A 12,167-nucleotide genomic window follows, 5' to 3' on the forward strand; every position below is an offset into this window, starting at 1 on the left:
GATGACACTGTTTGAACGATGACGGCGCTCCGTCCGTCAGTAGCCGATCGGCTGCTGACGGCGGCGGCGTTCGTGCTCGGCGTCGTCGTCGCGATCACGCTCCAGGCGGTCGATTTCGACGGCGAGCGAAGCGTGGACCTGTGGGCGATCGCGCTCCTGGGCGCGATGTCGGCGCCGTTGCTGGCCCGCCGGCGCCGGCCCTTCCTCGTCGTCCTCGCGGTCCTCGCCGTGTCGACGCCGTACCACATCCTCGACTATCCCCATGAGGCCACGATGCCGGCCTCACTGGTGGCGGCGTTCGCGGCGGCGCGCTACAGCGCGCCACCGCGGCGGGCCGCCGCCGTCCTGCTGGCGGTGGCCGCGGTGACCGTGCCGGTGCTCGCCGACGAGGCGTCGGGGGCACCTGGCGATGCTCTGCTCGGCGTCGGCTGGCTGTTCATGGCCTTCTTTGCCGGGCTGGCGGTGCGCTTCCATGAGAACTGGAAGGCCGCCGTCACCGCGCGGGTCGAGCAGGAGCGTGCCGACGAGGTCGAACGGCGGGTCGCCGAGGAGCGGGTCCTGATCGCTGCCGAGCTGCACGACGTCCTGGCGCACGGCCTCGCGGTCGCGAACGTCCAGGCATCCGTCGCTGCGCACCTGATCGACCAGCTGCCGAGGCGCGGGGATGCGTCGCTGGAGGAGCTGTCCAGCACGCTGCACAACCTGTCGGACACGAGCCGGGCCACACTCCACGAGCTGCGTGCCGTTCTGGACGTGCTGCATGGTGGCGATGCCGAGCCAACCGAGCCGGCGCCCCACCTCGGCGAGCTGCAGCGTCTGGTGGAGATGGCCGAGGCGGCTGATGTCCGGGTCGACGTGGAAGCTGACGGGCTCCCGGACGAGTTACCGTCGACGGTGTCCGTCGTGGCCTATCGGATCATCCAGGAGTCGCTCACCAATGTCATTCGGCACTCGACGGCCAAGCGCGCGACCGTCCGACTCGACCAGGACGGCGACCGGCTGCGGATCGCGGTCATCGATCACGGGCCCGCGCGAGCGAGCTCGACCGTGACACCGGCCGGCTTCGGGATCGCCGGGATGACAGGGCGAGCACAGGCCGTCGGCGGCGAACTGTCCGCCGGCCCGGGCGAGTCCGGAGGATTCGAGGTACGGGCCAGCCTGCCGCTGCCGGAGAGCTGGCGGGTGCCGTCGTGATCCGGGTCCTGCTCGCCGACGACCAGGCCCTGGTGCGCGGCGCGTTCGCGCTGCTGGTCAACTCCGCTGACGACATGGAGGTCGTCGGAGAGGCCGGCACCGGCGACGAGGCGGTGACGCTGACCCGGGACCTGCGCCCCGACGTCGTCTTGATGGACATCAGGATGCCGAACACCGACGGCATCGAGGCGACCCGGCAGATCATCGCTGACGATGGATCGAGCGGCAGCAAGGTGCTGATCCTGACCACGTTCGAGACAGACACCAACGTGCTGCGCGGCCTTCGCGCGGGGGCGTGTGGATTCCTGCCCAAGGACACCCGTCCGGACGAGCTGCTGGCCGCCATCCGCACCGTCGCGGCGGGGGAGGCGCTGCTGTCGCCCGGCGCGACCAGGGCGGTCATCACCCGTGCGCTGAGTCGCCCGGACGCCCCGACGCCTGAGCGGCTGGCCAGCCTGACGGCGCGCGAACGCGAGGTGCTCCGGCTGGTCGCCGCGGGCCGAAGCAACCAGGAGATCGCGAACGACCTGGTCGTCAGCCCGCTGACCGCCAAGACTCACGTGGCCCGCATCCTGGCGAAGCTGGGCGCTCGCGACCGCGTCCATCTCGTGATCGCCGCGTACGAAGCCGGGCTCCGCTAGGCGCTTCGCCGAGCATCGACCCGCCCGGGCGAGTCCGGAGACTTCACCATCAAGTTTTCCGGGCGGCGCCGGCCGCCGCCCGTGATGGTCGGAGATGACCAGATGGAACGGGGGAGGATCCCGACCATCAGTGAGGGCGAATCCACCAAGTCGAGCGAAGCGAAGACCAACCGTTCGGCGGCGCCAGCCACGGAGCCGAGCGAAGCGAAGGCGCAAGGGGGTGCGGGTGGCGGAGCCCCCGCTCGCGGCAAGCGCAGCGCAGCCGCACAAACGACGAGAGCGACCCGGTCCGCGCTTTCCGCGGACACGAGTCGCCCATCGCTCTCGTGGAGCTGAGGGGATTCGAACCCCTGACCTTCTCATTGCGAACGAGACGCGCTACCAACTGCGCCACAGCCCCAGATCTTCGTCGCGGTGGTGCCTTGCGACCGCGAAACTCTAACACGGTGACGCGGTGGAGTTGAAATCGGATTCGGGGTGGGGCCGGACACACGACTGCCCGCCGCTGGGAGGCGGCGGGCAGGGCGTTCGCGGGCTCGGGGCAGGGTCTCGAGCGGCCGGATCAGTCGCCGACCGCGCGCTTGATCTCCGGCTCGACGACGGGCTCCTCGGTGACCTCGTCGGGCACGATCGGCGGGGCGGTCGGTTCGGGTTCGACGATGCGGGCCGAGGAGAAGACGTCGGGGCCGGACAGGTTGATCGTGCGGACCGTGCGGTCGGGGGCCTTCTCCTTCAGCACGTACGTCGGCAATGTCACCGGCACCGGGTCCCACAGGCCTTCGGAGGAGATCGGCTTGGTCTCCACCTTCGGAGCCACCGGGGGCTCGGCCACCGGCAGCTTCACCTCGACGGTCAGCTCGTTGTCGGGCGACGACGGCGGCGCCACCGCCGGCCCGCGGTCGTGACGCGCGGCGGCCCGAGCACGGCGCTCGGCCACGAGAGCAGCCCGCTCACGAGCCTGGCGGCGCAGCTGCACCCGTGTCAGGACGATGAACGCGACGATGAGCCCGGCCGGGATCGACACGCTCCACCACAGCAGGATCCCGAGCCCGGCCAGTGCCGTCATCGACAGCAGCGACAGGGTCAGGATCGACAGCACCCGCCGGCGGCGCATGGCGGCCACCCGGCGGGCTCGGTTGGGGATGTAGCGCGGCGGTGGCGGCTGGGCCACTGGCGTCCCGGCCGCGGTGACCGTCGCGCCGTGAGCCGACGTACCGGTCACTGTCGTCCCGGCCGGTGTGGTCACTCCCGTGCCCGGCGGCCGTACGACGTACCGGGCGCGGGTGCCGTCGGCTCGCGACAGCACGCGGGCGGCCGACGACGAGTACGCCTCCGCCGAGCGGCGCCTGCTCGCCTCGTCGTTGCGCTTGAGCATCATCGGGACGAGGTAGGCAGCCCACGCGGCGACGATCGCCACATAGATCAGCCCTGTCGTCCCCATGCGACGACGCTAAGACCCCGAACGGGTCAGGTGGGGCAGGTGAGGCGGTGTGTCGCAAGAAGACTCGTGTGACTGGTGTGAACAACCACGCAGCGTGATCAGGGCAATCGCGCCACGAGACCGGGTCCGACCTCCTCCGCGTTGAGCGCGAAGATCCGGTGGTCGCGCCAGTCGCCGTCGATGTGCAGGAACCGCGGCCGCTCGCCTTCGTAGCGGAAGCCGAGCTTCTCGACCACCCGCAGACTCGCCTTGTTCTCCGGGCGGATCGCCACCTCGAGCCGGTGCAGCCCGAGCGTGAACCAGCAGTGGTCGGCGGCCAGCGCCACAGCCGTCGGCACGATCCCGCGGCCGGCGTACTGCTCGTCGACCCAATAGCCGAGGTTCGCCCAGCGGGCCGAGCCGTAGGTGATGCCGGAGACGGTCAGTTGCCCGACCAGCGGCCACTTCGCCCGGGCACCGGCGGCGGCCGCACCGCCGTACGTGATGACGAACGGCAGCATCCGCCCGTAGCGGGCCTGCCGGTTCCAGTCCCGGGCCATCGCCCGGAAGGTGCGCGCTCCGTCGTCCGCACCGGGCGGCTGGGTGGCGTCCCACGGCCGCAGCCAGCTCAGGTTGCGCTGGCGAGCCGCACTCCACTCGGCGCCGTCACCGGCTCGCAGCGGCCGCAGCCCAACCTGTCCGTGCTGCAGTTCCACCGGCCAGTGGACGACTGCCATCAGTCGTCGTCCGTCCGCACGTGGTCACCGCCGGCGACCTGCTCGACAGCGTGCCGCAGCAGCGGCTCCAGTACGGTCAGGCCGTCCTTCACTCCGCCACGGGAGCCGGGCAGGTTCACGATGACGGTCTTGCCGGCCACTCCGGCGACACCACGCGACAGCGCGGCCGTCGGCACTCCCTGCGCCATGCCGTAGGCGCGGATGGCCTCGGCGATGCCGGGGATCTCCTTCTCGATCACTCCGGCAGTCCGCTCCGGCGTCTCGTCGGTCGGCGAGATCCCGGTCCCACCCGTCGTCACCACCACCTGGTACGACGCCTCGACCGCGGCCAGCAGCGCCTCGCCCACCGGCGCGCCGTCCGGGACCACCTGCGGCCCGTCCACGCTGAACCCCCAGGCAGCCAGCCGCTCCGCGATCAGCGGCCCGGTGGTGTCGGAGTAGATGCCCGCGGCGGCACGGTTGGAGATGCTGACGACAAGGGCTCTCACGCGCGCTCCCAGTGACCGGTCTTGCCGCCGTCCTTGGTCTCCACCCGGACGTCGGACAGCACGGCCGCCGGGTCGAGCGCCTTCACCATGTCGATCAGCGCGAGCCCGGCGACGCAGACGGCGGTCAGCGCCTCCATCTCGACGCCGGTCCGGTCGGTGGTCTTCACCACGGCCTCGATCCGCACGGCGTCGTCGTCCACCTCGAGCGCGACCTTGACCCCGGTCACTGCGATCGGGTGGCACAGCGGGACCAGGTCGGGCGTGCGCTTGGCACCCATGATCCCGGCGATCCGGGCGACCGCGAGCGCGTCACCCTTCGGTACGCCGTCGCCGCGCAGCGCCGCGATCACCTCGGCCGAGACATAGACCTTGCCGGAGGCAACAGCTCGCCGGGCGGACTCGGCCTTGTCCGACACGTCGACCATCCGGGCCGCGCCGCTGGCGTCCACATGGGTCAGCCCGCCGGGGCCCACGTCCTGCGTCATCCGGTCTCCTCGTCCAGCAGCCAGAGCTCGACCTGCTCGCCGGCCCGGACGGAGGTGACGTCCTCGGGCACCACGATCAGGGCGTTGGAGCGGCTCAGCCCGCCGAGCAGGTGTGAGCCGTGCCCGCCGACTGTACTGGCCATCCACCCCTCGTCGCCGGAGGTGGCCGCGGCGCGGACGAACTGCCGCCGCCCGGCCGGAGAGCTGAACCCGTCCAGGCTGATGCCCTGGACCGTCGGCCGCCGGTAGGGCATCTGGCCCATCAGCTTGCGCAGCGCCGGCCGCACGAACACCTCGAACGACACGTACGCCGACACCGGGTTGCCCGGCAGCGTGAAGATCGGCACCTCGTCGTCGCCCATCACGCCGAAGCCCTGCGGCTTGCCCGGCTGCATCGCGACCTCGGGGAAGTCGATGGTGCCGAGCTTGGTCAGCACCTCCTTGACCACGTCGTACACGCCCTTGCTGACGCCGCCGGAGGTGACCACCAGGTCGGCCCGCACCAGTTGGTCGGACAGCGTGTCCATGATCTTCTTCGGGTCGTCGTCGACGATGCCGACCCGGTAGACGACGGCGCCGGCCTGCCGCGCAGCGGCGGCCAGGGTGTAGCTGTTCGAGTCGTAGATCTGTCCCTCGCCCAGTCGCGTACCCGGCTCGCGCAGCTCCGCACCGGTCGACACCACGACCACTCGCGGCCGCGGACGCACCTTCACCCGGGCCCGGCCGACAGCAGCCAGTACGGCGACCTGCCGCGGGCCCAGCACGGTGTCGGCGTCCAGCACCTTGTCCCCGGCCTTCACGTCCTCGCCGAACCGCCTGACCGAGGCACCGAGGACCGGCTGCTTGGCGATCCGGACCTGCGCCGCTCCCCCGTCGGTCCACTCGACCGGTACGACGCTGTCGGCTCCGCGGGGCATCGGCGCGCCGGTCATGATCCGAACGCAGGTCCCGGGCGTCACCACGATCGGCTCGCTCCGACCTGCGGCGATCTCGCCGACCACCGGCAGCGTGACCGGCTCCTCCTGCGACGCCCCGGCCAGGTCGGCCACCTGTACGGCGTACCCGTCCATGGCCGAGTTGTCGAAGCCCGGCAGGTTCACCCCCGACACCACGTCCTCGCAGAGCACCAGCCCGAGCGCCTCCATCAGCGGCTGCTCGAACGGCGGCAGGGCCCGCACCCGGCCGAGGACCACTTCCAGGTGCTCGTCAACGCTGCGTCTCACGCACTCGACTCTAGTCGCTCGGGATGCGCGCCCCAGACCATCCTCACGTCCGGTGCCTTCTCCTCGTTCGCGCTGCCGTCGGTACGGCGTACTTCGGTGAAGCCGTGCCGGCGGTAGAACTCCTGGGCCCGCAGATTGCTCTGGAACGTCCACAGCGCGAGACCGCCGGGCCGCAGGTCCTTGGCCAGGTCGACCAGCGTCGAGCCGATCCCCTGGCCGGCCGCCGACGGGTCGACGTACAGCTGGTCCAGGTCGTCGCCGTCGAGCGTCAGCACGGCGACGATCCGCCCGTCGTCCAGCGCGACCCAGGTCTGCCCGTCCGGCAGCAGCACGTCGCTGAACCACTTCCGGACGGCGGCCTCGGTGTGGATCGCCGGCGGCAGCTGCGACCCCTCGGCGTGCCGGGCGGCCCACCACACCGCCGCCGCCTCGTTGGTGTCCCACGGCTCCATCGGCCGGATCAGCAGGTCGTCCATGCAGATGTCAGCCGCGCAGCTCGGTCCCGTCGGCGATCTCCAGCCGCTCGCCGTCCGGCGCGCTCACCTCGACGTCGCCGACCACCACCACGTCCTTGCCGAAGGCAACGTCGCCGCGGACCTCCAGCCGGTCGGCCCGGACCAGCGACGGCGGCCCGGCCGGGAACCGCGCCTCGAAGTCGGCCAGGATCTTGAAGTAGTCCGGGTCCAGGTCGACGTACGGCTCGTCGCCCTCGTGCGTGGTGGTCAGGTCGCCGGAGTCGTCCAGGTCGTAGACGTCCGAGCGCAGCACGAGCAGGTCGTTGGTGGTTTTCACCGGCTTGAACCGGCTGCGGTCCACCAGAACCGCCTGCGACCCCTCGAAGGTCTCGATCGCGGTGCCCATGCCGGTCTCCAGCTGGATCACCTTCGGCGAGTCCGGGTCGGCCGGGTCGACGGTCTTGCGGTTGACGATGATCGGCAGCCCGAGCACGCCGTCGTGGCCGTCCATCAGCTCGGCCAGCCGGTCCAGGTCGATCCACAGGTTGTTGGTGTTGAACGTCTTGTGCCGGGTGATGTCCTGGAACGACGCGTTGTCGTCGGCGTGCACCTGGGCGCTGTCGCGCAGGATCAGCCGGCCGTCGGACTTGCGCACCGCGACGTGCCCGCCCTTGCGGTCCGAGCGGGTCCGGCGGCAGACCTCCATGCCGAACGGGACGTCGTGCTCGGCCATCCAGGCGGCGATCCGGCCGTCCGGGGTGGCGCCGAGGTTGTCGGCGTTGGAGATGAACGCGTGCCGGAATCCCTGCTCGCGCAGCTTGTCCAGCGTGCCGGAGGCGACCAGCGCGGTGAACAGGTCGCCGTGACCCGGCGGGCACCAGGCCAGCTCGGGGTCGTCCGGCCACTCCACCGGCGTGAGGTCGTCGGCGCGCAGCTTGGGCTCCATGTTCTGCTGGAAGTCCAGCGGGAGCCCGTCGACCGGCAGGTCGGCGTACTGCCTGAGCACGGCCAGCGACTCGTCCTTGGTGCGGAACGAGTTCATCAGCACCAGCGGCAGCGGTACGTCGTACTGCTTGCGGGTGCTGAGGATCTGCCGGGCGATGATGTCGAGGAAGCTCAGGCCGTCCTTGACCGGCAGCGCCGACTTCGGCCCGGTGACGCCCATCGAGGTGCCCAGGCCGCCGTTGAGCTTGATCACCACGGTCTCGGCGAGCGCCGCGCGCATCGCGTCGGCGTCGGTGTCCAGGTGGTCCAGGTGAGGCAGGTCACCCACCGGCTCGATCTCGTCCTCGCGGATCGTGCCCTGCTGACCCGCCTCGAGCAGCCGGTAGTAGTGCGAGAAGACGTTGATCGCGACCTCGGCGGCGCCGGCCGCCCGCATCTTGTCCTGTGCCTGCTGAAGCCCTGCCTCACTCATGCGCCAACCCTAGGCGAAGGGGTGTGCAGACGATCGGGGGCGTGTCGTGGTTCATACAATCCGGGGGTGATCTCCACCAAGGCTGCCGTGCGGCAGTCGCTTCTGGACGCTCGACGCTCGCTCCCGGCCAGCCGGCCCCTGCTGGAGGCGGCCCGGGCGACCGAGTGCGTCCTGCTCGCCCGGCGGGTCGCGCTGTACGTGTCGATGGGCCCGGAGCCGCAGACCGGCTCGCTGATCGACTGGCTGCTGGCCGCCGACCACGAGGTGCTCCTGCCGATCCTGTACGCCGACAACGACCTCGGCTGGGGTCTGGCGCCCGGTGCGGCCGACCTGGTCCCGGGGCGGCTGGGGCTGTCCGAGCCGCGGGTCGACCTCGGGCCGGAGGCGATCGCGACGGCGGATCTGGTGATCTGCCCCGCCCTGGCCGTCGACCGGACCGGCGTACGGCTGGGTCGCGGCGGCGGCTCGTACGACCGGGCGCTGGCGCGCGTCCCGGCCGGCGTACCGGTGTGGGCGGCGGTGTACGACACCGAGATCTTCGACCACCTGCCGAGTGACCCGCACGACCGGCCGGTCCATGCGGCGCTCACGCCGAGCGGGCTAATTCGTCTGACCTGACCAGCCCGGACTGGTTGGATGTCCGGATGACTTCGGAACGTACCGCCCAGGCAGTGGAGGCCGCCGCAGCCGCTGGACGCGAACTGGGCCTCGAAGTGACCGAGCCGACCGTCCTGTACGACGTCTTCTCGGTCGTGGTCCACCTCAAGCCGTCTCCGGTCGTCGCTCGCGTCCCCGTGGTCCTGCCGGGCGCTCTGCGCGACCCAGCGAAGGCAGGCGTCCGCCAGCAGCGGGAGCTCGAGGTGGCGCAGTGGGTGTTCGACCAGGGCGAACTGGTCGTCCGGCCGAGCCCGCTGGTCCCGCTGCGATCGGTGCAGCGCGACGGGCTGTCGATGTCCTTCTGGGAGTACGTGGAGCACGACAAGTCGACCGAACCGGACTACGTGCAGGGCCTCGTTCGCGCTGCCGAGCTTCACAAGCTGCTGGAGAGCTACCCCGGCGCGCTGCCCTGGTTCGCGCCGGTGACAGCCGTCGTACCGGAGGGGCTCGAGCAACTGGGTCCGGACACCCCGCTGCTGACCGCCGCCGACGTGGACCGGGTACGCCGCGAGTGGGACGCCGTGGCGCCGGTGCTGACGACCCGGGAGGGCTGGGAGCGCGCGTTCCCGGGCTCGCACGTCCAGCCGCTGCACGGCGACGCGCCGTACTACAACATCATCCCGACGGCCGACGGTGTGCTCTGGTCCGACTTCGAGGATGTTTGTCTCGGCCCTCTGGAGTGGGACCTGGCCAGCGTCGGTCCGGAGTTCAGCAAGGTCTACAACGACGCCGCGGCCGAGCTGGGCCGGCCCCAGCTCGACCAGAAGGCCGTGGCCGCGATGGACCTGGCCAGGGCCTTCCAGCTGATCATCTGCCTGCCGCTGCTGCCCCAGATGCCGGCCGGCATGGCCGAGACGCTGGAGCCCTTCGTGGCGAACTGGCGGGAGATGCCGTTCGCCAACGACGTGGTCTAGCGGCTAGCGCTCCGGCTTGGTGAAGGTCAGCGTGTGCTCACGCCTGGCCTCCACCGCGCCCTTGCTGAACGCCCACGGCAGCGTCTCGCCCTTGACCCACAGGTCGGTCTGGTCGGTGTAGTTGTCGGTGAAGGCGTGGCCGGAGACACCGGTCAGGTTGATCCAGCGCGACTTGTCGAAGTCGGACAGGTCGACCACCATCCGCATCGACGGGGTCGCTGTCACGCCGTAGCCCTCGGAGGCGTCCCAGCCGGTCGCGTTGACCACCGAGGAGCCGCCACCCAGCTCGTACGGGCCGCGGTTGAACAGCTTCTCGACCACACCGATGCCGGAGGTGCCCAGGGTCTGGTTGGTGAGCGTCAGCTTGTGCAGCCGGCCCCACTGCCAATTGCTGGGCTCGCGGGCCATCTTGGTGGTGATCTCGGCCCGCGCCTGCACCAGCGCCTCGCGCATGATGTCGTCGCGGCTCTCCCGCTGCGGCGTGCGCAGGTCGTCCCACCAAGAGTTGTTCGGCTGGCGGACCAGGTTGCGCATCACCTCGAACCAGCGCGAGCCGCCGTCCGGCCAGACCGCCTCGGGCAGCTGGTCGTGGAAGGTGTCGGCGAGCAGGTTGCGCCAGACGATGTTGAAGTACGCCGCCGGCGCGGAGTCGGCCGGCTGGGTGAAGTCCCAGCCCTTCAGCGTGTCCTGGCCCTGCTTGTCGAAGTCGTCGGGGATGCCGATCCGGAGCAGGTACGGGACCAGCATCTCGGCGTTGCGGTTCTTGGTGTCGAGCTGGATCGACGACATCGCGGCCACGTCCAGCTTGCCGGCCGCCTGGATCCGCTCGAGGATCTGCTGGGAGCGGTAGCCGTAGTCCCAGTCGTTGGTCAGGTGGTAGCGGTACGACTTCGGGACGACGGCCTGGTTCGCGGTGACGATCACGCCGTCGGCCGGGTCGAACTCGGTCGGCATCGCGTCGAACGGGATGTAGCCGGCCCAGTCGTAGCGCGGGTCCCAGCCGGGGACCGGCCAGTCGCCGGTGCCGACCCGGCGCAGCGGGACCTTGCCCGGCGCCTGGTAGCCGATGTGGCCCTCGCGGTCGGCGTACACGAGGTTCTGCGACGGGACCTCGAACAGGGTCGCGGCGGTCCGGAACGCCGACCAGCTCTGCGCCTTGTTCATCGCGAAGATCGCGTCGGCGGTCCGGCCCGGGGTGAGCGCGGTCCAGCGCAGGGCGATGCCGTACGCCTCGGTGCTCTTGCCCTTCGCGGCCAGCTCGCCGGTCTCCTTGGCGTCGTCGTCGACGTCGGAGATCAGCGGGCCGTGCCGGCTCTCCCGAACCACGATCCGCTCCGGCTCCTTCTGGCCGGCGATCTTGAACTCCTCGGTGCGCAGCTGCAGCGGCTCGAGCCGGCCCTTGTAGAGCGCGCTGTTGCCGCTGAGGCGCTCCAGGTACAGGTCCATCACGTCGGGGTCGAGGTTGGTGAAGCCCCACGAGATCGCGCTGTTGTGGCCGATCACCACACCCGGCAGACCGGAGAAGCTGAAGCCGGACACGTCGAACGGGCACTGCGGGCTGAACTTGTTGCAGTGCAGCCCGACCTGGGTCCAGATGCCCGGCATGGTCGCGCCCAGGTGCGGGTCGTTGGCCAGCATCGGCTTGCCGGTGGTGGTGTGCTCGCCGGAGACCACCCACGAGTTGGAGCCGATGCCGTCACCGCGGCCGAGCAGCAGCGGCAGGCCCTTGGCCACCTTGTCCACGCTGTCCAGCGACTTGAGCAGGCTCTTGCTGAACATCGCCCGGGCCGGCGCCTGGCTGTTCACCGGCGCGGTGGTGAACTTGCCCTTGTCGTCGACCGAGCCACTGGACAGGATCGACTCGTTGCGGTCGTACGGGTAGGCCGGGTAGAGGCTGTCGATGGTCTTGGCCGGCAGCGTCGCGGCCAGCTTGGTCCGGGTGATCTCCTCGTCCATGTTGCCGCCGAGGTCCCAGGCCATCGCCTTCAGCCAGGCCAGCGAGTCGGCCGCCGTCCACGGCTCGGGCCGGTAGTCGGTGCCCTTCAGCGACAGTACGGCGTACTCGAGGCTGAGGCCGGAGCCGGAGTGCTGGTCCAGGTAGGCGTTGACGCCGCGGGCGTAGTCGTCCAGGTACTGCCGGGTGGCCGGGCTGAGCAGTCCCAGCTCCTTCTCGGCGACCCGGCGCCAGCCGAGCGTGCGGACGAACTTGTCGGTCTCCAGCGCGTCCCGGCCGAACAGCTCGGCCAGCCGCCCGGAGGTGACGTGCCGGCGGAAGTCCATCTCGAAGAACCGGTCCTGGGCCGCCACGTAGCCCTGGGCGGCGAACAGGTCGGCCGGCTTGTCGGCGTAGATCTGCGGGATGCCGTTGGCGTCGCGGACCACCTCGACGTCGGCCTCCAGGCCGTTCAGCTCGATCGTGCCGTCGTAGGAGGGGAAGGAGTGGCGGACGACGAAGATGCCGGTCCCGGCCACGACGAGCAGCAGGGTGGCCAGCGCTATTCCGCTGATGACGAGGAACCGAAGCAGGCGACGCACG

12 protein-coding genes and 1 tRNA gene are annotated in these 12,167 nt (G+C 70.8%); 4 read left to right on the forward strand and 9 right to left on the reverse strand.

What is annotated here, in order from left to right:
- The first annotated feature begins 18 nt into the window (after positions 1-18).
- Together ACQPXM_RS33610 and ACQPXM_RS33615 are read left to right on the forward strand one after the other, a co-directional pair.
- Complete coding sequence (locus tag ACQPXM_RS33610) at positions 19-1,194, forward strand: sensor histidine kinase (protein WP_432941437.1); 1,176 nt, start codon at positions 19-21, stop codon at positions 1,192-1,194.
- Complete coding sequence (locus tag ACQPXM_RS33615) at positions 1,191-1,835, forward strand: response regulator (RefSeq protein WP_432941439.1); 645 nt, start codon at positions 1,191-1,193, stop codon at positions 1,833-1,835. The genes ACQPXM_RS33610 and ACQPXM_RS33615 overlap by 4 nt, the downstream gene beginning before the upstream one ends.
- Positions 1,836-2,162: 327 nt before the next feature.
- On the opposite strand, the gene ACQPXM_RS33620 is transcribed toward ACQPXM_RS33615, so the two are convergent.
- The 8 genes from ACQPXM_RS33620 to ACQPXM_RS33655 all read right to left on the reverse strand — a co-directional run bounded on the left by ACQPXM_RS33620 (position 2,163) and on the right by ACQPXM_RS33655 (position 8,060).
- Positions 2,163-2,235: transfer RNA gene (locus ACQPXM_RS33620), tRNA-Ala, on the reverse strand.
- 162 nt (positions 2,236-2,397) lie between these two features.
- Entirely contained in the window at positions 2,398-3,276 is an 879-nt protein-coding gene (sepX, locus tag ACQPXM_RS33625; protein WP_432941443.1) for a divisome protein SepX/GlpR, read from the reverse strand.
- Between the two features lie 98 nt (positions 3,277-3,374).
- Positions 3,375-3,992 carry a GNAT family N-acetyltransferase gene (locus ACQPXM_RS33630; protein ID WP_432941446.1) on the reverse strand — a complete coding sequence of 206 codons (618 nt, stop codon included), beginning with the start codon at positions 3,990-3,992 and terminating at the stop codon, positions 3,375-3,377.
- A complete protein-coding gene (locus tag ACQPXM_RS33635) occupies positions 3,992-4,480 on the reverse strand; it encodes a MogA/MoaB family molybdenum cofactor biosynthesis protein (protein ID WP_432941448.1) in 489 nt (162 codons plus the stop codon). The genes ACQPXM_RS33630 and ACQPXM_RS33635 overlap by 1 nt, the downstream gene beginning before the upstream one ends.
- Positions 4,477-4,965: a cyclic pyranopterin monophosphate synthase MoaC gene (moaC, locus tag ACQPXM_RS33640; protein WP_432941451.1), complete on the reverse strand. Its 489-nt coding sequence runs from the start codon at positions 4,963-4,965 to the stop codon at positions 4,477-4,479. Before moaC ends, ACQPXM_RS33635 begins: the two co-directional genes overlap by 4 nt.
- Positions 4,962-6,188, reverse strand: coding sequence for a molybdotransferase-like divisome protein Glp (glp, locus tag ACQPXM_RS33645; protein WP_432941454.1), 1,227 nt, complete (start codon positions 6,186-6,188; stop codon positions 4,962-4,964). The genes moaC and glp overlap by 4 nt, the downstream gene beginning before the upstream one ends.
- Entirely contained in the window at positions 6,185-6,664 is a 480-nt protein-coding gene (locus tag ACQPXM_RS33650) for an N-acetyltransferase family protein (RefSeq protein WP_432941457.1), read from the reverse strand. The genes glp and ACQPXM_RS33650 overlap by 4 nt, the downstream gene beginning before the upstream one ends.
- Before the next feature lie 7 nt (positions 6,665-6,671).
- Positions 6,672-8,060 carry a UTP--glucose-1-phosphate uridylyltransferase gene (locus ACQPXM_RS33655; protein WP_432941460.1) on the reverse strand — a complete coding sequence of 463 codons (1,389 nt, stop codon included), beginning with the start codon at positions 8,058-8,060 and terminating at the stop codon, positions 6,672-6,674.
- Positions 8,061-8,126: 66 nt separating this feature from the next.
- Here ACQPXM_RS33655 and ACQPXM_RS33660 point away from each other — a divergent pair, with 66 nt between their 5' ends.
- Complete coding sequence (locus tag ACQPXM_RS33660; protein WP_432941462.1) at positions 8,127-8,678, forward strand: 5-formyltetrahydrofolate cyclo-ligase; 552 nt, start codon at positions 8,127-8,129, stop codon at positions 8,676-8,678.
- A gap of 26 nt (positions 8,679-8,704) precedes the next feature.
- Positions 8,705-9,631: a phosphotransferase family protein gene (locus ACQPXM_RS33665; RefSeq protein WP_432941465.1), complete on the forward strand. Its 927-nt coding sequence runs from the start codon at positions 8,705-8,707 to the stop codon at positions 9,629-9,631.
- A 3-nt stretch (positions 9,632-9,634) separates the two neighbouring features.
- Here ACQPXM_RS33665 and ACQPXM_RS33670 read toward each other — a convergent pair whose 3' ends face one another.
- The gene (locus ACQPXM_RS33670; RefSeq protein ID WP_432941468.1) at positions 9,635-12,166 is read right to left on the reverse strand and encodes a penicillin acylase family protein; all 2,532 of its coding nucleotides are present in this window, start codon (positions 12,164-12,166) and stop codon (positions 9,635-9,637) included.
- Between the last annotated feature and the right edge of the window lies 1 nt (position 12,167).

Origin of the sequence: Kribbella sp. CA-253562, from assembly GCF_050942265.1 — a bacterium.
Classification (GTDB): Bacteria; Actinomycetota; Actinomycetes; order Propionibacteriales; family Kribbellaceae; genus Kribbella.